This is a genomic window from Streptosporangium sp. NPDC049046 (assembly GCF_040649155.1).
GTDB lineage: Bacteria > Actinomycetota > Actinomycetes > Streptosporangiales > Streptosporangiaceae > Streptosporangium.
Window position 1 is genome coordinate 518,910 of the sequence record NZ_JBEZEZ010000001.1, and the last position, 21,183, is coordinate 540,092.

General features: G+C 70.8%; 16 protein-coding genes. 10 read left to right on the forward strand and 6 right to left on the reverse strand.

The window, feature by feature from the left end; all coding sequences use genetic code 11:
* Positions 1-164: 164 nt before the first annotated feature.
* Positions 165-1,526 (reverse strand): type I glutamate--ammonia ligase, encoded by a 1,362-nt coding sequence (gene glnA, locus AB0B96_RS02205; RefSeq protein WP_350947424.1) that lies wholly within the window; start codon positions 1,524-1,526, stop codon positions 165-167.
* Positions 1,527-1,722: 196 nt separating this feature from the next.
* Here glnA and AB0B96_RS02210 point away from each other — a divergent pair, with 196 nt between their 5' ends.
* From AB0B96_RS02210 to AB0B96_RS02250, 9 genes are all read left to right on the forward strand, one after another.
* On the forward strand, positions 1,723-2,604 hold the full coding sequence (locus AB0B96_RS02210) for a terpene synthase family protein (protein ID WP_362895756.1): 882 nt from the start codon (positions 1,723-1,725) through the stop codon (positions 2,602-2,604).
* A gap of 35 nt (positions 2,605-2,639) precedes the next feature.
* Positions 2,640-3,185, forward strand: coding sequence for an EF-hand domain-containing protein (locus AB0B96_RS02215; protein ID WP_350947422.1), 546 nt, complete (start codon positions 2,640-2,642; stop codon positions 3,183-3,185).
* Positions 3,186-3,334: 149 nt separating this feature from the next.
* Positions 3,335-4,282, forward strand: a complete 948-nt coding sequence (locus tag AB0B96_RS02220; RefSeq protein WP_350947421.1) for a terpene synthase family protein — start codon at positions 3,335-3,337, stop codon at positions 4,280-4,282.
* Between the two features lie 211 nt (positions 4,283-4,493).
* Positions 4,494-6,425 (forward strand): sensor histidine kinase, encoded by a 1,932-nt coding sequence (locus AB0B96_RS02225; RefSeq protein WP_362895758.1) that lies wholly within the window; start codon positions 4,494-4,496, stop codon positions 6,423-6,425.
* Between the two features lie 85 nt (positions 6,426-6,510).
* The gene (locus AB0B96_RS02230) at positions 6,511-7,986 is read left to right on the forward strand and encodes a BTAD domain-containing putative transcriptional regulator (RefSeq protein ID WP_362895760.1); all 1,476 of its coding nucleotides are present in this window, start codon (positions 6,511-6,513) and stop codon (positions 7,984-7,986) included.
* 2 nt (positions 7,987-7,988) lie between these two features.
* Complete coding sequence (locus AB0B96_RS02235; protein WP_362895762.1) at positions 7,989-10,118, forward strand: sensor histidine kinase; 2,130 nt, start codon at positions 7,989-7,991, stop codon at positions 10,116-10,118.
* Positions 10,119-10,178: 60 nt separating this feature from the next.
* Complete coding sequence (locus AB0B96_RS02240) at positions 10,179-11,240, forward strand: hypothetical protein (RefSeq protein WP_362895764.1); 1,062 nt, start codon at positions 10,179-10,181, stop codon at positions 11,238-11,240.
* 287 nt (positions 11,241-11,527) lie between these two features.
* A complete protein-coding gene (locus AB0B96_RS02245) occupies positions 11,528-11,917 on the forward strand; it encodes a hypothetical protein (RefSeq protein ID WP_362895766.1) in 390 nt (129 codons plus the stop codon).
* Positions 11,918-12,350: 433 nt separating this feature from the next.
* Positions 12,351-14,135, forward strand: coding sequence for an NAD+ synthase (locus tag AB0B96_RS02250; RefSeq protein ID WP_350947415.1), 1,785 nt, complete (start codon positions 12,351-12,353; stop codon positions 14,133-14,135).
* 50 nt (positions 14,136-14,185) lie between these two features.
* Here AB0B96_RS02250 and AB0B96_RS02255 read toward each other — a convergent pair whose 3' ends face one another.
* From AB0B96_RS02255 to AB0B96_RS02265, 3 genes are all read right to left on the reverse strand, one after another.
* Positions 14,186-14,812 carry a TetR/AcrR family transcriptional regulator gene (locus AB0B96_RS02255; RefSeq protein ID WP_362895768.1) on the reverse strand — a complete coding sequence of 209 codons (627 nt, stop codon included), beginning with the start codon at positions 14,810-14,812 and terminating at the stop codon, positions 14,186-14,188.
* A 7-nt stretch (positions 14,813-14,819) separates the two neighbouring features.
* On the reverse strand, positions 14,820-16,382 hold the full coding sequence (locus AB0B96_RS02260) for an MFS transporter (RefSeq protein ID WP_350947413.1): 1,563 nt from the start codon (positions 16,380-16,382) through the stop codon (positions 14,820-14,822).
* Positions 16,383-16,492: 110 nt separating this feature from the next.
* Complete coding sequence (locus AB0B96_RS02265; protein ID WP_362895771.1) at positions 16,493-17,695, reverse strand: MFS transporter; 1,203 nt, start codon at positions 17,693-17,695, stop codon at positions 16,493-16,495.
* A gap of 322 nt (positions 17,696-18,017) precedes the next feature.
* Between AB0B96_RS02265 and panB the strand changes: the two genes are divergently transcribed.
* The gene (gene panB, locus AB0B96_RS02270) at positions 18,018-18,863 is read left to right on the forward strand and encodes a 3-methyl-2-oxobutanoate hydroxymethyltransferase (RefSeq protein ID WP_350947411.1); all 846 of its coding nucleotides are present in this window, start codon (positions 18,018-18,020) and stop codon (positions 18,861-18,863) included.
* A gap of 109 nt (positions 18,864-18,972) precedes the next feature.
* Here the strand turns inward: panB and AB0B96_RS02275 are convergent, their stop codons facing one another.
* Both AB0B96_RS02275 and AB0B96_RS02280 read right to left on the reverse strand, forming a co-directional pair.
* Positions 18,973-19,884: a threonine/serine dehydratase gene (locus AB0B96_RS02275; protein ID WP_350947410.1), complete on the reverse strand. Its 912-nt coding sequence runs from the start codon at positions 19,882-19,884 to the stop codon at positions 18,973-18,975.
* A gap of 81 nt (positions 19,885-19,965) precedes the next feature.
* Positions 19,966-21,138, reverse strand: a complete 1,173-nt coding sequence (locus tag AB0B96_RS02280) for an aminotransferase class I/II-fold pyridoxal phosphate-dependent enzyme (RefSeq protein WP_362895774.1) — start codon at positions 21,136-21,138, stop codon at positions 19,966-19,968.
* Between the last annotated feature and the right edge of the window lie 45 nt (positions 21,139-21,183).

Genomic DNA, 21,183 nt, shown 5'->3' on the forward strand with positions numbered 1-21,183 from the left:
GGTTCGATGACGCGCTCGTTAGCCGCGAGTAACACCGGTATGACGTTCGGCGGGCGCTCCCGGATCGCCCGCCGTGACGACCACGGCGGGCATCCCGGGCGCATGCCTCACGGGCACGGCGGACGCCCCGGAGGCCCACCGGGCCCGTGAGATCGTGACCGCGGTCAGAGGACCGGCAGGTAGCGGCCGAGCTCGAACTCGGTGACCTGCCTGCGGTATTCGTTCCACTCCGCGCGCTTGTTGCGCAGGAAGTAGTCGAAGACGTGCTCGCCGAGGGTCTCGGCGACGAGCTCGCTGCGCTCCATGACCGCGATCGCCTCGTCGAGCGACTGGGGCAGCGGCTGGATGCCCAGCGCCCTGCGCTCGGCCGAGGTGAGCGCCCACACGTCGTCCTCGGCACCCGGGGGCATCTCGTAACCCTCCTCGATGCCCTTCAGCCCGGCCGCGAGGATCACGGCGAAGGCGAGATAGGGGTTGCAGGCGGAGTCGAGCGAGCGGAACTCGATGCGGGTCGAGCCACCCTTGTGCGGCTTGTACATCGGCACCCGGACGAGAGCGGAGCGGTTGTTGTGACCCCAGGAGACGTAGCTCGGGGCCTCACCGCCCGCTCCGGCGATCGCCTCGGCGCCGCCCCACAGCCGCTTGTAGGAGTTGACCCACTGGTTGCAGACCGCGGTGATCTCGGCGGCGTGCGTGAGCAGGCCACCGATGAAGGAGCGGCCGATCTTGGAGAGCTGGTAGTCGGCACCGGGCTCGTAGAAGGCGTTGCGGTCGCCCTCGAAGAGCGACATGTGGGTGTGCATGCCCGAGCCGGGGTACTCGGTGAAGGGCTTGGGCATGAAGCTCGCCCAGATGCCCTGCTCCAGCGCGACCTCCTTCATCACCAGGCGGAAGGTCATGATGTTGTCGGCGGTGGTGAGCGCGTCGGCGTAGCGCAGGTCGATCTCCTGCTGGCCGGGGCCGCCCTCGTGGTGGCTGTACTCGACGGAGATGCCCATCGACTCCAGCATCATGATCGCGTTGCGCCGGAAGTCATGGCCGGAGCTGTGCGGGGTGTGGTCGAAGTAGCCGCCGCCGTCGATCGGCTCGGGGCGCTCGGCGCCCTCCGGCCGGCTCTTCAGCAGGAAGAACTCGATCTCCGGGTGGGTGTAGAAGCTGAAGCCCATGTCGGAGGCCTTCGCCAGGGTGCGCTTGAGCACCCAGCGCGGGTCGGCGTGCGAGGGCGAGCCGTCCGGCATGAGGATGTCGCAGAACATCCGGGCCGCACCTGGCGTCTCGCTGCGCCACGGAAGGATCTGGAAGGTCGACGGGTCGGGCTTGGCGAGCATGTCCGACTCGTAGACCCGGGCGAAGCCCTCGATGGCCGAGCCGTCGAAGCCGATGCCCTCGGCGAAGGCCCCTTCGAGCTCGGCCGGGGCGATGGCCACCGACTTCAGGAACCCGAGCACATCGGTGAACCACAGCCGGATGAACCGGATGTCGCGCTCCTCAAGGGTGCGGAGAACGAACTCCTGCTGGCGGTCCAAGGCTTCTCCTTCATTGCCGACGTGCCGCAACACGCCTAGTGGTCTCCCAGTTTGCCCTCTCAGTGTTTCGCACACGTTACGAGGAAGAACGGTGAGATGTGGCACAGGGACCGTCGCGCCTCCACACGCCCGTCCCTCTCTCCTCTTACAGTGTGCGACCGGAGCCGCTGGGAACCCGATCCGGGGGGAGACGACGATGACGCGTACCGAGGTCCACCGACCACCGCACGCGGTCCCGCCACCGGCCAGGCTCGCCGAACGCCTCGCGGCGCTGGCGATGCCCTGCCCCGTCCACCCGTCGATACACCTGGTCGAGGCCGCGACCTCCGACTGGGCGCGCACGTCGGGCCTGGACCCCGATCCCGCCGCCGCCCGGCTGGCCGGACGGGCGTTCGCCCGTTGCGAAACCGGCGCGGTGACGCGGTTCGCCCGCTGGCTGACCTGGATGTCGTGCCTGCGGCGGGCTCCCGAGGCCCTCACCCCGGTCCTCGCCGTGGCCGCGGGCGGCGAGCCGGGCCGGGCCCCGCTGGAGCGGGCCTTCTCCGGTCTGTGGACGGCGTGCGCGCCGGAGATGGGCGACGCCTGGCGCGAGCGGTTCACGGCCGGGCTCGCCGCCCAGCGCGAGGCGCTCCTCTCCCCGGGGACGACCTCGGCCGGGGATCGTACGCGGTCGCCCGTGGACGCCTTCGGCCGCTACCTGTTCGACCTGGTGGAGCCCTGCCTGGGGGTGGAGGTGCCCGCCCCGGTGTGGCGGAGCACGCACTGGCGGGCGCTCGTCGAGGTGAGCGGCGAGGTGGCCGCCCGGTGCGAGGAGGCGGTGGCCGGACCCGGCCACACGGGCGCCATTTTTCTGGAACGCTCCAATTTCGGGGCGGAAGAGTGGAAGATCGACGGGGTCGCCACCCGCATGGAGGAGCTGTGGACGGCCGCCCGCGCGATCCCGGCGCTCGTGGAGCGGCACGACCTGGGCTTCACCGCCGCCCGCGAGGCGACGCGGGTGGCATGCGCTTTCTTGACCATCCCGAGGGCCTACCTGGAGTGGCTGCTGGAAACACCTCGCTATCGTCACTTGGCGTAACCGTTCTTCTTCGATGAGTAATGCTGGAGTAAGCGATGAGCACCACGCTCCTCAACCACAAGCTCGACCGTGCCTTCGGGCATATGGACGTCGACGGCGACGGATCGATCGAGCGCGAGGACCTTCTCGGACTCGGCGCCCGGATCCTCGTCGGCTTCGGCGAGGCGCCGACCTCCCACGCCGGCAGCAGGCTCGCCCAGGGCTTCGAGGAGATCTGGCGGACCCTCGCCGCGGAGATCGACACCGACGGCGACGGCGTGATCTCGTCCGAGGAGTTCCGCGCCGGCATGACCTCGGCGTTCGTCGAGGGGGACCGGTTCGACACGGTGTTCGCGCCCGCGGCCGAGGCGTTGGCGGGGCTGTGCGACACCGACGGGGACGGGGCCGTGGGGCCGGACGAGTTCTGGATCATGATGGCCGCGTTCGGCACCCCGCGCGAGGACGTGCGGGCCACCTTCGAGCGGCTCGACGGCGACGGTGACGGCGTCGTGTCCGTGGGCGAACTGGTCGAGGCGACCCGGCAGTTCTACACGAGCGCCGATCCCGACGTGGTCGGCAACTGGCTGTTCGGTCCGCTCTAGTGGCCCTCATCCCGACGTTCGGCGATCCTCTGACCCGTCCCCGTCCCCACCCACAGCCCTTGCCATCCTCGACGCACCTTTCCCCGCCTCCCTCCCCCGTCCCACCGGCCGGACCGCGGAGACCCGCCGGGCCGCCGAGGTCCTCCGGGGTGGCCGCGGCCCTGCTGCTGCCCCTCACCGAACTCGTGCCGGTGATGTCGGCGCCGTGCCCGATGCACCCATCGATCGACCTGATCGGCGCCGAGCTCGCCGCCTGGGCCCGCGCGGTGGAGCTCGAACCTCCCCCCGGCGCCGGATTCGAGCGGATGGCCGGCCGCGCCTTCTGCGGATTCGGCGTGGAGTCGGCGCTGCTGTTCGCCAAATGGCTGACCTGGCTGTTCCACTTCGACGACGAGTGGGACGAGAAACCCGCCGGGCGCGCGACCGAGATCGTCAAGGACACCTTCGCGCGGCTCGACCTCGTCGCGCGTTCCCCCGCCCACGCCTCCTCGCCCGTCGAGCTGGCCTTCGGCGACCTGTGGAAGGCCACCACCGAGCGGATGAGCACCCGCTGGCGGCACCGGTTCCTGGCCGGGCTGGCGGCCCAGGGCGAGGCCTGCCGTACCGAGGCCGAGAACCGGTGCGCGGGCCGCGTACCCTCCCCCGCGGAGTACCCGCGGCTGCGGCGGGGCACCGCGGGTCCCTACCTGTTCGACCTGGTGGAGCCCTGCCTGGGGGTGGAGGTGCCCGCGGGGCTGCGCGAGAGCACGACCTGGCGGACGCTGGTGGACGCCTGCAACGACGTCACCGCCTGGTGCAACGACGTCGCCTCGCACCACAAGGAGCGGGCCAACGGCGACGTGCACAACTACGTGACGGTCGCCGCGACCGCGTTCGGGCTCTCCGACGCCGACGCCGTCGCCTGGGTGAACGGCCGGATCGCCGCGCGCGCCGAGGACCTGCGGACCTCCGCGCGCCGGCTGCCGACGCTGTTCGACCGGTTCGGGTTCTCGACCGGCCAGGCCAGGGACGTCAGCAAGGTCGCGTGCGCGTTCCTCACGGCGCCGAGGGCACAGCTGGAATGGCTGCTGGAGTCCAGCCGGTACGACGTACCCTGACCGGCCGCCCCCGGGCGGATCCGCCCGGGGGCCCGCCGAGCCCGCACGCCCGGTCCCGGCCTCGGTGCCGGCGGCCCGCAGGCGTCGTACGGTGCCCACCGGCGTTGAGTATTCGTTGATTGAATTGCGGTCTTCGCCGGTTAAGGTCCTTTTAAGCACGAAATGAAGGGCCGAAACCATCATGCGCGGGCTGTACCGTGTGGTCCCGACGGTGACGCCCGTCCAGAGCAGGGTGGCGGCGGTGCTCACCGCCACCACGTCCATAGCGATGGTGTGCGTCAACGTCTGGGTCACGGCACGGCTCCCGCAGCCCTCCTACACACCGCTGCCGTTCTCACCCGAGGACGTGGCAGGCGTCGCGTTCCCCATCCTCGGTGCGCTGCTGGTGTTCCAGCGGCCCCGGCTCGTCATCGGCTGGCTGCTCTGCCTGGGCGGACTGTGCTCCGCGCTGAACAGTCTCACGATCAACCTCGCCCTCCTTGACGCGGGGCACCGGCTGCTCCCCCAGGAGGCGGTCTGGACGGTCGCCGGGGTGAGCTGGAAGCTGGCCATCCTCTTCCTGGTCGTGCTGCTGCCGCTGCTCTATCCGGACGGGAGGCCGCCGTCGCCGCGCTGGCGGGCGCTGGTGTGGGTCTCTGTCGCCGTCTTGTGCGCCGACGTGCTCCTCATGGACCTCATGCCTCTCGCCGGGCAGCGGTACACGAGTTCCGGCCCCCACCCGCTGCGGTTCTCGCTGAACATGCTCACCAACGCGATCATGATCCTCGCCTTCGCCTCGCTCGCCGTGAGGTTCCGGCGGGCCGGCCGCGAGGAGCGCCGGCAGATCCTCTGGACGCTGATCGCGCTCGCCACCGTCATCGTCCCCTGGGTGATCGGCAATCCGGTGTGGTGGCTCACGTCGTTCACGATCCCGCTCGTCCCGGTCGCGATCACCTTCTCGGTGCTGCGGCACCGCCTCTACGGGATCGACACGCTCATCACCAGGACGCTGGTCGGGGCAGGCCTCGTCGGCGTGATCGGCGGGGTCTACGTGGCGGTGGGCACCGCCTCCAGCCTGTTCCTGTCGGATGTGGACCGGATCGGCGGCCTGGTCGCCGCGCTCTGCGCGGGGGTGTTCTTCCATCCGATGCGACGGCTGCTTCAGCGTGGCGCCGACCGCCTCCTGTACGGCGGCAGGGGCGACCCGGTGGCGCTGGCCGCCGGACTCGGCCGCAGGCTCCAGCGCATCGCCCCCGAGGCCGGCCTGTCCGCGGCCCTGGACGTGCTGCGCGACGGCCTGGCGGTCACCGGCGCCGGCGTGCGCTTCCAGGGCGGCTGGCCGGAGGAGGTGACGGTGGGGACGCTGGAGGAGGTGACGCGCGACATCAGGCTGGTCTGGCACGGCGAGCCCGTCGGACGTCTGCTCATCGGCCCGCCGGGGGCCCGGCGCCTGCCCGCCGCGCACAACGAACGGGTCATCGCCGCGCTCACACCGTACGTGGCCGACGCGGCCCACGCGGTCCGGCTGGTCGGCGCGCTGCGGCGCTCCCGGGAGCGCATCGTCACCACCCGCGAGGAGGAGCGCCGCCGTCTCCGCCGCGACCTGCACGACGGTCTCGGCCAGTCGCTCAGCGGGATGGCGATGGCCATCAACGCGGCCAGGATCTCCCTGCGCACCTCCCCCGAGACGGCCGAACGCATGCTCGGCGAGCTGCGCTCCGGCATGGACAGCGTCACCGGAGACATCAGGCACCTGGTGTACGGCCTGCGCCCGCCCGCGCTGGACGATCTCGGCCTGGCCGGAGCCGTGGCGGAGATGGCGGGCCCCGGCGTCACCGTCGAGGTGAGGGGCGAGCTGCCGGGACTGCCCGCCGCGACCGAGGTCGCCGCGTACCGCATCGCGCAGGAGGCGCTGACCAACGCGCGCAGGCACGCGGGGGCCGCGACCGTGCGAGTATCGCTGGAACGGGGCGAGGACGACCTGAGCGTCCGGGTGCGCGACGACGGGATCGGCCTGCCCTCCGGACGTCGTTCGGGGGTCGGGCTGGCGTCGATGCGCGAGCGCGCCGCCGAACTGGGCGGGACATGCGTGATCACCACGCCCCCCGAGGGGGGAACCGTGGTCGAAGCGATACTTCCGGTGAACTTGAATGTGGAGATCTGACCACGGATGATTTCTTACGGCTTGCGAACGATGGTGAGTATTGCTCTATGAGGTTGGTCCAGGTAGCCCTACCCTTACGCCTGCAATGCTGACATTTCGTGCTCTCGGACCGTTCCAGGCGCGTCACGGCGAGACGTCACTCGACCTCGGAGGCCAGCGCCAGATGGCGGTGCTGGCCCGGCTCCTCGTGGCCGGAGGCCGCGCCGTCCCCGTGACCATGCTCATCGACGAGCTGTGGCCCGGCGAGCCTCCCGCCCAGGCCCTGTCGACCATCCAGGGATACGTGTCGCGGTTGCGGCGCGCCCTGGAGCCCGGCCGCGCGCCCCGCGAGGAGGCCGAGGTCCTGGTCTCCGCCCCACCGGGGTACGCGCTGCGCGCCTCGCCGGGCCAGGTGGACGCCTGGAGTTTCGAGAACGCGGTCAAGGCGGGCGGCGCGCCCGCCCAGGTGTGGGAGCGCCTGGAGGCCGCCCTCGCGCTCTGGCGCGGCCCGGCCCTGGCCGAGTTCTCCGACCTGTCCTGGGCCGTGAGCGAGGCCGGCAGGCTGGAGGAACTGCGGCTGATCGCGGTCGAGCGCCGCGCCGACGCGGGACTCCTGCTGGGGCACTCCGGCGCCCTGGTCGCGGACCTGGAGGCACACGCCTCGGCGCACCCGCTGCGTGAGGAGGCCTGGCGGCTGCTCGCACTGGCCCTGTACCGCAGCGGCAGGCAGGGGGACGCACTGGGAGCGCTGCGGCGTGCCAGGGTGCTGCTCCGTGACGAGCTCGGCCTCGACCTGGGCGCCCCTCTGCAGCGCCTGGAGTCCGACATGCTGGCCCAGGCCGTCCACCTCGACCCGCCCGCCGAGGCCGTGCGGGCCGCGAAGCCCGCGACGCACACCGTGGAACGGAAACCGGCACCGCCGGGCCTGCGGATCGTCGTGGTGGACGACCAGGCGCTGGTCCGCACCGGCCTGCGCGTGGTGCTCGACAGCGAGCCCGGCTTCGAGCTGGTCGGGGAGGCCGAGAACGGCGAGCAGGCGATCGCGGTCGTCAAGGAGACCTCCCCCGACCTGGTGCTGATGGACATCCAGATGCCCAGGCTGGACGGGCTGACCGCCGCGCGGAGGATCCTGACCGACGAGGCACCGCCGAAGGTCATCATGATGACCACCTTCGGCACGGACGACAACCTCTACGCGGCACTGCGGGCCGGGGTGAGCGGATTCGTCCTCAAGACGTCGGCGCCCGAGCAGCTCATCACCGCGATGCGGGCCGCACAGGCCGGTGACGCGCTGATCGACCCCGCCGTCACCACCCGCCTGATCGCGGCCTTCGCCGGCCGCACCGATCCGTCGGCGCCGCCCGGCCTCGCCGGTCTCGGCGACGCGGAACTCGACCTGATGAAACTGGTCGCCCGAGGACTGACCAACCGGCAGATCGCGGCGACCCTCGCGGTCCCGGAGGGGTCGGTCTCGCGGTCGGTGGTCAAGCTGCTCGACCACCTCGGACTGTTCGACCGTGCCCAACTCGTCGTCACGGCGTACGAGTCCGGGCTGGTCAACCCCGGCGACGTGGGCAGATAGGGATGCGCCCACGGCCACGCGACCACGACCGGGGCCGGACGCTCGACGGCGCCGACGGTGTGCCCAGACCTGTCGTGGACGCGGTCACCGTGACCGAGGACGCCCCCGCCTGGCCCGCCGTCTCGCCGGTGCGCGCTCTGCTGCGCTCCCCGGCGCGGCTCGCCGCCGTCTCGGCGGCGCTCCTCTCGGTGGGGCTCTCCGTCGTCGGCTTCGTGCTCGGCCTCGACCTGCCGCACGAGTGGCGACCACCGGTGCCCGCCACTCCCGACCTCGCGGCAGGGCTGACGTTCCCCGTGGTGGGCGCGTTCCTGCTGGCACACCGCTCGCGCCCGGTCACGGCGTGGCTGATGTGCGTGGGCGGCCTGATGTGCGCCGTCAACACGTTCTCCGAGGCGGCGATGTTCACCTTCGCCGCGGCGGGCGAGATGGAGTCCGCGGGCTACCTCCGCATGAGCATGGTCACGGGGAAGTCCCTCGGCGGGCTCCTGCTGGCGATCCTGTTACCGCTGTACTCCCCCGACGGGCGGCTGCCCTCGCGGCGGTGGCGGCCGCTGGTGGCGGCCGGCGTGGTCGTGTTCGCGACGCAGTTGCTGCTGCACCTCACCCGCCCCGACCCCGACCCCGCGCTCTACCCCTGGCCGCGGGTCATTCCCAGCCCGCTCTCGCTGGACCTCCTCGCCCCGTACAACACGGTGGCGCGCGAGGTGGCCTCCATACTGATCTCGGCTCTCGCGGTCCTCGCACTCGTCTCCATGGTGCTGCGCTTCCGGCGGGCGGGCCCGGAGGTGCGCCGCCAGATCGCCTGGCCGGTCTTCGCGTTCGCCGTCTACGTCGCCTTCCTGCTCGCCGGACCCGACTGGTGGCTGGCCGCGACGATCTGGACCGGGCTCATCCCGGGGGCCATCGTCTTCTCGGTGCTGCGCTACCGGCTCTACGGCATCGACACGGTGGTCAGCCGCGCCTTCGTCGCCGCCGGGCTGATCGCCGCGGTCAGCGCCATGTACGCGGTCGGCGCGGTCGCCGGGCTGGCGCTGTCGGGATACGACCGGATCGGCGGCCTGATCGCGGCTCTGCTCGCCGGGATCGTCTTCCATCCGCTCCGGCACAGGCTCAGGCGCCTCGTCGACCGGCTCATGTACGGCACTCGCGGTGACCCTCGGGCGTTCGCCGCGCTCCTGTCCAGAGAGGTCCGCGAGACCGAGCCCGCCAACGCGCTCGCCGCCGTCGCAGCCGTGATCAAGGACGGGCTGAGCGTCACCGGCGTCACCGTCGAGGTCTACGGGCCCGGCTCCAGGCAGGTCCAGGTCGGCCCGCTCGGCGAGGCGCCGCGCGAGGTGCCGCTGGTCTGGCACGGCGAGCCGGTCGGGCGACTGCTGCTCGGCTCCCCCGGCCCCCGCAGGTTCGCCGCCGCGCACAACGACCGCCTGATCGCGGTGGCGGTCCCGTACGTCGCCGACGTGGCGCACGCCGTACGGATGACCGCCGACCTGCAGCGTTCCCGGGAACGCATCCTCACCGCCAGGGAGGAGGAGCGCCGCCGCCTGCGCAGGGACCTGCACGACGGGCTCGGCCACGCGCTGACCGAGATGGCCATGTCGATCAACATGGCCAGGATCAGCCTGCGCACCGCTCCCGCCTCGGCGGACAGGCTCCTGCTCGAACTGCGAAGCGGCATGGACGCGGTCAGCCGGGAGATCAGGGAACTGGTGTACGGCCTGCGCCCGCCCACCCTCGACGAACTCGGCCTGGCGGGGGCCGTGCGTGCCCTCGCTCAGGAGGGTGGCCCCCGGGTGGCGGTGGAGATCGAGGGCGACCTGTCGGATCTGCCCGCGGCGGCCGAGGTGGCCGCGTACCGCATCGCGCAGGAAGGGCTCACCAACATCCGCAAGCACGCGGGCGCCAGTTCGGCGGTGATCTCGCTGCGGCGCGGTGAGTCACTCGTGGTCCGTGTCCAGGACGACGGAAGCGGGCTGCCCTCGGGACCTCGTACGGGGGTGGGACTGCTCTCCATGCGCGAGCGGGCCGCCGAACTGGGCGGCACCTGCGTGATCGAGTCGGCGCCCGAGGGCGGAACGGTCGTGGAGGCCGTGCTGCCGATCCCCTCGACTCCGATCGCGGCGGGCCGCGTGTAAACCTTTTCGCCTTCTCGGGGCTCTAACCAGCCGTTGAGTAATTCACCCGAGGAGATCCCCTTGAAGCACTGGGCCCTGGCCACCGGCGTCGCACTCGCCCTGACGGCCGTCGTCACCACTCCCGCCCTCGCCGAGGGCATCGAGGGCTTCGGGGCGGCGGCCGGATCCCTTGGTGAGAACAGAGGGACGGCCGGAGGCATCGGGGCGGTGACCGGCTCCACCGCGAGCACCGGGAACACCGACGCCGCCCGATCCACCGGGGGCACCGCGCCCAAGGCGGTCTCGAACGCGACCGCGGCCCCCGTCTCCGGCGGTGTCTACTTCCGCCACAAGGGAAGCGGGGTCGAGGTGCTGACGTACCGGGGAGACCGGAGCAGCGGCGGCCCGACCGCCGGCGCCGGCGCCTTCGCCGGCCAGTTCGCGGTCGCGCCCGACGGCCGGAGGATCGCCTGGATCGACGACAAGAACAGGCTGCGCGTCACATCGGCCGACGGACCCCGCATGGGCACGGTGATCGCCAAGAACGCCGCCTACGGCGGCCCGTGTCTCACTCCCGCCTGGTCCGCCGACGGCAAGCGAATCGCCTATCCGGTGAAGGGCACCGGCGAGGCGATGACGGTGGCCGTGATCGGCCCCGACGGCAGGGGCCGGTTCAACGCCGGGAAGACCTCCGGCCCCTGCCACCTGACCTGGTCGGCCGACGGCAGGACCCTCGCCGGGTACGCGGGCGACACGGACGGCGTCCACCTCCTGGACACCAGGCGGCGGACCTCCAGTCGCGCCCCGGGGGTCAGGCTCGCCAACCACGTGGAGAGCCTGTCACCCGACGGCCGCAGGGTGGTGGTCAACGCCATCGGCGCGAACGCCCCGGGTGGCGACGGCTCCTGGCCCCTGTCGTTCACCCCGTCGATCTACGACACCAGGACCGGCGCGAAGGTCGCCATCCCGGTCAAGGGACGGCTGCTTGGCGCGCGCTACCTGCGCGACGGGCGTCTGGCGGTCCGCGTCAAGGGCACGTCCGCCAACACGATCGTGGTCCTCTCCCGCTCGGGCAAGGAGATCCAGCGGATGGCCGAGCCCGCCGGGGCGAAGAACCTCGGACTGCTCTGGCTCCTCGGCTGACAGGTCCCCCGCGGCGTCTGCCCCGCGACGTCACGAATGACACCGGATCTCATCGCGTCTTCGCACCTCACAAGTCGATTAATGCCTACATGCATTAAGAAATCACATTTCTCGGAAAGTTGTCACAGTAAATAAAAGCCAGGCAAAATCAGCCTCCTCTTAACTTACTCCGAAAATAAGGAAAAGAGAGCTCGGGTCCTTTGGCCCGATACCGCCGGCCTATATGTTTCCCCCTAGATCATGGCCGTGGGCGGACTCCGCCCACGGCCCGAACAAAGGGGAAAACCATGTACGGCAAGCGGCAGCTGACGGTGATCGGCCCAACGCTTCTCGCGGCACTCGCCCTCGGACCCGTCTCGTTCTCCTACGCCTCGCCCGCACCGGATCCCGAGCAGGCCGTGACGGTGAACACCGCGCAGAACGAGAGCATGACGGACCCGATCACGTCGGCGGAAACATCGGATTCTGCGGACTCGATGGATTCCGTGGATTCCGGGGAGTCCGCGGAAGACCCGAGCGACTACTGGCGGGGATACAGGAACGGTTACCGGGCCGCCGCACAGGACTGTCGCAGGACCAGGTCGCGGAGCTACATGGGGCCGCCCAGCGACTACGACAGGGGCTGGCTGGACGGCTACGACGCCGGATACGCCCGCTTCTGCTGGTCGACGAACTGAGAACGCCGTCACCGACGCACGGTTCTCGACCGTGATCGGTGGGCACCGCCGCGCTCAAGGTGAAGCGAGACGAGCACGGGCGTGACGGTCCGGGCGATCCCGCGGCCTCGCTGGCCTTCCTCGTCCCGGTGCGCCCAGGTATCCCATTGATTCCGACGCAATCCGGACGATCCGGGCGATCCCGGGAAAGACAGGAACGGCCGGTCGCGAAACCCGGTGGCAGGCCTCGCCCGGCGGGTCCGAATGTTCATTGAATGTCGGTGGACGCCGCGGAGTCGCGAACGGCCTCGCCGGAAACCCGCCGGGCGTCGGCGAGGCCGGCGCCGGAGGAACGCGGGACGGTCCCACGGCGGAGATCCGCGCTCATCCGCCGGTCACCGAGCAGGGATCACCCAAAGGGCACCTTCCGGGCAGGCCCTCATAGGATGGCCACGTGGCTCAACTCCGTATCGCCCTGGCCCAGACCAATCCCGCTGTCGGCGACCTGGCCGCCAACACGGACAAACTCGTCGAGTGGACCCGCCGCGCCGCAGACCGAGGCGCGCACCTGGTCGTCTTCACCGAGATGTTCCTGACCGGATATCCCGTCGAGGACCTCGTGTTGCGCACCTCGTTCGTGGAGGCGTCGATCGCCGCGATCGAGGGGGCCGCGCGACGACTGGCGGAGGCGGGACTCGGCGAGATCCCCGTGGTGGTCGGCTACGTGGACCGCGCGAAGCTCGCCCCGCGCGTCGGCCAGCCCAAGGGCGCCCCGCTCGACGCGGCCGCGCTGCTGCACCGGGGCCGGGTGGTCGTCAAGACCGCCAAGCACCACCTGCCGAACTACGGCGTCTTCGACGAGTACCGCTACTTCGTCCGCGGCGACCGGCTGCCGATCTTCCGGCTGCACGGTGTCGACGTGGCGATCGCGGTCTGCGAGGACCTCTGGCAGGAGGGCGGCCCCGTCGCGGTGGTGGCCGAGGCCGGAGCCGGGCTGCTGGTGGTACCGAACGCCTCCCCGTACGAGAAGGAGAAGGACGACGTACGCCTGGAGCTGGTGGCCAGGCGCGCCCGCGAGGCCGGATGCGCCCTCGCCTACGTCAACCAGGTCGGCGGCCAGGACGAGCTGGTCTTCGACGGAGACTCACTGGTCGTCTCCGCCTCCGGCGAACTGGTCGCGCGCGCGGCGCGGTTCTCCGAGGAACTGCTGATCACGGACCTGGAGTTGCCCGACGCCAGGTACGGAGGTCTCGGCACCTTCCAGATGGACGCCGAGGACGGCACCGTGATCACGGTGGATCGGCTTGAGCTGTCGGCGCGCCCCGTCGAGCCGTACCAGCCGCAGCCCCCCACGATCGCCGAGCAGCTCGACGACACCGCCGAGGTCTACTCCGCGCTCGTGCTCGCGGTCCGCGACTACGTCACCAAGAACGGCTTCCAGTCGGTGATCCTCGGCCTGTCCGGCGGCATCGACTCGGCGCTCACCGCCACGATCGCCTCCGACGCCGTCGGCCCCGACCGGGTGCACGTGGTGCTGATGCCCTCCCGCTACTCCTCCGACCACTCGGTGAGCGACGCCCAGGAGCTGGTCGACCGGCAGGGGATCAACGCCACGACCGTGCCGATCGCCGAGATCGTAAGCGGCTTCGAGAAGGAGATCGAGCTCACCGGCCTGGCCTCGGAGAACCTCCAGGCCCGGGTGCGCGGCATGATCCTGATGGGCCTGTCCAACGAGCACGGCCACCTCGTCCTCACCACCGGCAACAAGAGCGAGCTGGCCACCGGTTACTCCACCCTCTACGGCGACTCCGCGGGCGGCTTCGCCCCCATCAAGGACGTGCTCAAGACCTTCGTCTGGGAGCTGTCACGCTGGCGCAACGCCCAGGCGGGCCGGTCGGGCGAGTTCCTGCACCCCTTCACGGTGCCGCCGATTCCGGAGAGCTCGATCGAGAAGGAGCCCAGCGCGGAGCTCCGTCCCGACCAGCGCGACACCGACTCCCTGCCGGAGTACGGGATCCTGGACCGGCTGCTGGACGACTACGTCGAAAAGGACATGGGCTCCGCCGAACTCGTCGCCGCAGGGCACGACCCGGCCCTGGTCGCCAGGGTGATCCGCCTGGTCGACCTGGCCGAGTACAAGCGCCGCCAGTATCCTCCGGGTCCGAAGATCACCCCCAAGAACTTCGGCCGCGACCGCCGTCTGCCCATCACCAACCGCTGGCGCGAGCCCACCGTCTGACACCCGGGCAGGGGCCCGGCGGGAAAACCGTGCGGCCCGTACGGGAACCCTCAGGCGCCGAGGCCCGCCAGGAGGTGGTCGACGATCCGTTCGGCCAGGTCGGAGGACCCGGCGGCCTCGCCGCCCCCCTCGGTGCGGACGTACCACATGACGGTGCCGACCAGGTTCGCCATCGCGATGGGGACGTCGAGGTCGGCCCGCAACTCGCCGGTGGCGACGCCGCGCCGCAGCAGGGCGGCGGTCGCCGCCCTGCGCGGCTCGATGGTCGCCCGGTGGATGCGCTCCACCAGGCGGGGGTGCCGTTCGGCCTCGTTCATCGCGATGTTCATCACGCAGCGGTTGCGCGCGTCGCACGCGTCGCGCAGCAGCACCCGCGCGTAGACGATGAGATCGTCTCGGACCGAGACGCCCGCGAGCGGAGGCAGCGGCGTCTTGAGGGTCGACAGCGCGTCGACGAGCAGGTCTTCCTTGTTCGACCATCGCCGGTAGATCGTGGTCTTGCCGACTCCCGCGCGGGCGGCGATCGCCTCGATCGACAACTCGGAGAGGCCGATGCTCTCCCCGACCAGGTCGAGGGTCGCGTCGATGATGGCCTTCTCCGCCTTGGCGCTGCGGGGACGGCCCGCGGGGCGGGGCGTCTGAGCTCCGGCTGCCTGAAACTCGTCGGTGGTCGTCATGACGTCTCTACACTACCGCCGGTTCCTTCTCAGGGCTGATCTCGTCGGGAACGGCGGCTCCGGAGGACTTGCCGGGCAGCCACCTGAGCACCACCAGGGCTCCGAGCAGCGCGATGACCGCGGAGACGAGGGCGGTGATGTGCATGCCCTCGATGAAGGCGAGCTTGGCCGGTTCGATGAGCGCCGCGCCCTGGGCGCCGAGGCCCTGGGCCACGCCGAGCGTGCCGGTCAGAGACTCGCCCGCGACGTGCTTGAGCTGGTCGGGCAGACCGGTCAGGGCCGGGGCGATCTGGTCGCGGTAGGTGGCCGAGAGCAGCGAGCCGAGGAGTGCGACGCCGAGCGCGCCGGCCACCTGGCGGACGGTGTTGCTCATGGCCGAGCCGACGCCGGCCTTCTCCCTGGGGAGCGCCTCCATGATCGCGGTGGTCGCCGGGGGCATGATGTTCGCCATCGCCGCCCCTTGGACGAAGAACACGATCTCCAGCAGGACGATCGGGGTGTTCTCGTCCATCAGCGCGTACGAGGCGAGCGCGCCGGCCACGACGACCATGCTGACGGTGGCGCTCAGTTTGCCTCCGAAGCGGGCGGCCATCTGCTGGCTCAGCGGGGCGAAGATCAGCTGCGCGGCGGCGAAGGGGATCATCAGGGCGCCCGCCTGCAGCGCGCTGAAACCCAGCACGATCTGCAGGTAGAAGACCAGGAAGAACATCGCGCCCATCATCGCGAAGAACACGATGCCGATCATGCCGACCGCGGTGGCGAAGCGCGGGTCGCGGAAGTAGCCGACGTCGAAGGCCGGGTGGTCGATGCGACGCTCGTACCAGACGAAGGCGGCGAGCACGAGGATGCCGAGGATCGTCGGGGCGAGCACCTCGGCGCTGGCGATCGTGGCCAGTTCCCCGCCCCGGATGATGCCGTAGGTGACGGCGACGAGGCCGACGATGGAGAGGACCACGCCGACCGGGTCGAGCCTGGAGGGCTTGGGGTCACGCGACTCGGGCACCACCAGGCTGATGAGCACCATGCTGACCAGCACGATCGGCAGGTTGATCAGGAAGACCGAGCCCCACCAGAAGTGCTCGATGAGCAGGCCACCGGTGATCGGGCCGATCGCCACGGCCAGGCCCACCCCGCCGGCCCAGATCCCGATCGCCTTGCCACGCTCCCTCGGGGGGAAGACGTTGGAGATGATCGCCAGCGTGGCCGGCATGATCGCGGCCCCGCCGACGCCCATGAACGCGCGGGCGACGATCAGCTGCATGGGGTCCTGAGCGTAGGCGCTGGCCAGCGAGGCGAGTCCGAAGAGGACCATGCCGACCATGAGCATGCGCTTGCGTCCGGTGCGATCGCCGATCACCCCGAAGGTGAACAGCAGGCCCGCGAACACGAGCGTGTAGGAGTTGATCGCCCATTCCAGCTGGCTCTGGGTGGCGCCCAGACCTGCCACGGGGTCCGCGATCGTCTTCAGTGCGACGTTGAGGATGGTGTTGTCGATCACGACCGCGAGGAGGCTGAAGACCAGCACCCCAAGGATCTGCCACCGTCGCGGGTGGCCGAGCTGTTGTTCCACGAAAGGCCCCGTATTCGATACGCTTGAGTTTCGAAACACCACCGTAGCGCCAGATTTTACGATACGCAACCGTATCGTTTCGTATTTATCGTGAAATGTCGTGACCTGGGTCAGGCGGCCATCGGGACAGGCTCCTCGACCACGGTCGCGGTGCGCCGCCAGAACGGCAGCGCGACCAGCACCATCACCACACCGACCAGCCCGGCGGCGGCGAAGGCCCAGCCGGGGCCGGAACCGTCGATGATCACGCCCGCGATGGGCGCCGCGGCACCCCCGCCGATCAGCAGCGCCGTGCCGTGCAGGCCCATCGCCTCACCCCGGGCCCCGACGGGCACCCAGCGGCTCACGGTCTCGATCGTGGAGGAGAGCGCGGGGGCGCACAGCACCCCGGCGGGCAGCAGGGCGAGGACCAGCCAGTGCCAGTCGCCGCCGACCAGCCCGACGGGGACGGTGAGGGCGCCCATGGCACCGATCAGGACCAGTGGCGACACCCCTCGGGGCAGCATGCCGTACACGAAACCGCCGATCAGCGAGTAGGCGCACCACAGGCCGATCGCCAGCCCGATCCACGCGGTGTCACCGCCCCGCTGCATCGTCGCGACCAGGGAGAGTTCGGTGGCGGCGAGCACGAAGGTCGCCGCGGCGACCGTGCCGAGCAGACCGAGCATGCCCGGGGTAAGCCATCGGCGCCGGGGGATCCTCCCCTGCGGCCTCCGGAGCTCCTCGTCCGAGCGGACGGGCGGGTTCAGCACGATCAGCGTCGTCCCCGAGACGACCAAGCCGGCCGCGACGATGCCCATGGTGGGCACGCTGCCGAGGAGGGTCACCCCCGCGACCGCCAGGGCGGGACCTGTCATGTAGGAGATTTCAACGATCATGGAGTCGAGGGAGAAGCCCATCCTGCGCTGGTCGACCGGGACCAGCGCCGCGAGACACTGCCTGATCACGCTGAACACCGGGAGGCTGAGCAGGCCCGCGGGCACCGCGGCCGCGAGCAGCAGGGGGAACGGCATCGCCCACGCGGTGGACCAGAAGGCGAGCTGGGCGAGTGTGGTGACCACCAGCACCGGGCGCAGACCATGACTGTCGACGAACCTTCCGGCCAGCGGAGAGCCGACCGCCATCCCCACCGTGCTCGCCATCGTCACCAGACCCGCCGCGGCGAACCCGAGGCCGAGCCCGCTGGGATCGACGACGTGCATCGTGAGCGTGATGGCGATCGCGGTCGAGGGGATGCGGGCGACCATCCCGACCAGCAGCAACGACCGCACGCCCGGAATCGCCAGCAGGCGGCGGTAAGGTTCTAAAGCCATTGTGATTACTTACCTCCGCGAGCATTGTGCCGCACACCCCCGACGCTTCCGCCACTGGATTACCGCGCCCTCGAAGGGCACCGCACATCACCCCACCCTTCCTCACGTACGCCGCGCACCACCCGACAACCCCATGAACACACCCTCTGTCACGACAAATAACAATTCGTCACGGGATCAAGCGTACGAACGTGTCGTACTCCCCCCATACCTCTCCGGATTACCAGACCGATCGGGGCTGTTGCACCTGTCGTACGCGTGCAATCATCGGAACCGTCCGGGGACGCCACAGGGGCGCCTCGAGACTTCATTGGAGGGTCCCATGTCCTCTTCCGTCCCCAACCGGCCGACCTCCCTCTACGGCGGCCAGGCTGGACGAAGGATCACCGTGCGCGACGTCGCCGCCGCCAAGGAGCGCGGCGAGCGATGGCCGATGGTCACCGCGTACGACGCCATGACCGCCAGGGTCTTCGACGAGGCCGGCATCCCCGTCCTGCTCGTCGGTGACTCGGCCGCCATGGTCGTGTACGGGTACGACTCGACGCTGCCCGTCTCGGTGGACGATCTCATGCCCCTGACGGCGGCCGTGGTCCGCGGCTCCTCCCGGGCGATGGTCGTGGCCGACCTGCCGTTCGGCTCCTACCAGTCCTCTCCTCAGCAGGCCCTGGAGACGGCCGCCCGCTTCATGAAGGAGGCGGGAGCCCACGCCGTCAAGCTTGAGGGCGGGCGGCGGGTGCTCCCCCAGGTCGAGGCCCTGGTCTCGGCCGGCATCCCGGTGATGGCCCACCTGGGTCTGACCCCCCAGTCGGTGAACGCCCTCGGCGGTTACCGCGTACAGGGCCGCGGCCAGTCGGGCGACGAACTGATGGCCGACGCCAAGGACCTGGAGTACGCCGGCGCGTTCTCCGTGGTCCTGGAATGTGTGCCCGCGGACCTGGCCGAGCGGGTCACCGCGTCCCTGTCGATCCCCACGATCGGCATCGGCGCCGGACCCGGCACCGACGCGCAGGTCCTCGTCTGGCAGGACCTGATGGGCCTGACCGCGAGCCCCGCCAAGTTCGTCAAGAAGTACTTCGACCTCGCCCACGAGATGGACAGGGCCGTGCGCAGCTTCGCCGACGAGGTGTCGACCGGCGCCTTCCCCACCGCCGAGCACAGCTACCGCTGACGGCCCTCGGGCGACCGCGGCTCGGCGACCGTGTCACCGGGGTCACCGAGCCGCCTCGGCCATCCCGAGGCGGCTTCTCCGCGAGGTCCACTCGGCCGCGTGCGAGGGATCAGACGAGCGTGGCGGGATCGGTGTTGGCACCGCACACGACGACGGCCACCCGCTCGCCGGGGGCCGGGGTGTAGACGCCGGACAGCAGGGCCGCGTACGCCGCGGCCCCCGCGTGCTCGGCGGCGATCCTGTGGCTCCGCCACAGCTCGCGCCGCGCCTCGACGATGGCCTCGTCGGAGACGAGGAGGCTCCGCACCCCCGCCGCGCTCGTGATCTCGTAGGCGATCTCGCCCGCCCGGCTCGCGCCCAGGGCGTCGGCCCCCACCCCGGAGACCTCGACGCCGACCGGCCCGCCCGCCTCCAGCGCCCGGTGCAGGGTCGGGATGAGCTCGGGCTCGACGGTGATCACGCGGGCGCGGCCACCGAGTGCGACGGTGATACCGGCGACGAGCCCGCCGCCGCCGACCGCGACGATCACCGTGTCGACTCCCCCGGTCTGCTCCAGGATCTCCAGGCCCACCGTGCCCTGTCCCGCGACCACCTCGGCCTGGTCGTAGGCGTGGATGTCCAGGGCACCTGTCTCGGCCGCGCGCTTGACCGACGCCTCGTACGCCTCGGCGTAGACATCGCCGATCTGGGTCACCCGCGCGCCGAGCGCGCGCAGCCCGGCGACCTTCACCGGGCTGGAGACCGTCGGCACGAACACCTCAGCCCGGACGCCGAGGCCGCGTGCCACGTACGCCACCGCCAGGCCGTGGTTGCCCCCGCTCGCCGCGATCAGCCCGGCCTCGGGAATCCCTCCGCGGGCGAGAGCGCGGTTGAAGCCTCCCCGCGCCTTGAACGACCCCGAATGCTGCAGCCCCTCCAGCTTCAGGAACAACCCCGGTGACACCTCGACCACCGGCGTGCGCAGGACATGTCCCGCGATGCGCTCGGCGGCCCGTTCCACATCCCCGATGGACACCCTCATACGTGCTCCCTCCCGGAAACGATCAGAAAGCGGCCCCGTGCCGCGGTGCGGGAGTCATCGATGACCGGGTTTCCCTCGGTTTCAGGCAAGAGCCTGCTCGAAGTCGGCCCACAGGTCCTCGACGTGCTCGATGCCGACCGCCACCCGCACGGTACCCTCTCCGATCCCGTGCCTGGCGAGCTCCTCGGCCGCGAGGGTGTGGTGGGAGGTGGTCGCGGGATGCAGGATGAGCGTCTCGACGCCACCGAGGGACGGGGCGAGCAGGGCCAGCTTCACCGAGCTCATGAACCGCTCCCCCGCCTCCCGCCCGCCGACCAGGTCGAAGGAGAAGACTCCCCCGAAGTCGGGCAGGAGCTTGGCCGCCAGCTCGTAGGAGGGGTGGGAGGGCAGTCCCGGCCAGTGCACGACGGAGACGGCGGGGTGGGCGTTCAGGCGGGTGGCCAGCTCGCGGGCGTTGGAGCAGTGGCGCTCCATCCGCAGCGGCAGTGTCTGGATGCCGCGCAGGGTGAGCCAGGCGGCGAACGGGTCCGCGCTGGCACCCAGCTTGACGTTGAAGGCCCACACCTTGCGGTACAGCTCGTCGGAGGCGAAGACGGCGATCCCGCCGAGCACGTCGGTGTGACCGCTCAGGTACTTCGTCGTGGAGTGCACCACGATGTCGGCGCCGTGCTCTATCGGCCTGCACAGGATCGGGGAGGCGAAGGTGTTGTCGACCACGGAGATCAGTCCGGCCTCGCGGGCCGCGGCGCACATACCCGGCAGGTCGGCGACCTGGGTCACCGGGTTGGCGATGGTCTCCAGATAGACGAGCCTCGTCTCGGGCCTCACGGCCGCGCGCAACGCCGCCGGGTCGTCCTCGGGCACGTAGGAGACCTCGATCTGGAACCTCCCCACCAGATCGTTGATCATCCCGGCGGTGCCGCCGTAGAGGGCCTTCTGCGCGATCAGGTGGTCGCCGGGCTTCAGCAACCCGAGCAGTACGGAGTTGATGGCGCCCATACCGGAGCCGGTGGCCACGGCGCCGACGCCGCCCTCCAGTCCGGCGACGGCCTCCTCAAGGGAGCGGACCGTCGGATTCGACAGCCGCCCGTAGACGAAGGCTCCGTCCGGGCGGCCCATCCCGTCGGCGAAAACGGCCGGATCGTCGAAGACGAACCCGGAGGTCTGGTAGAGCGGCACCGCGATGGGACGGCTGCCGTTCAGTGACGGCTGGGGCAGGTGGACGGTACGGGTCTCCGGACGAAAACCAGTCATGCGCCTCTCCGGACGAGAATCAGTCATGTGTCAAGAATGTCCGGC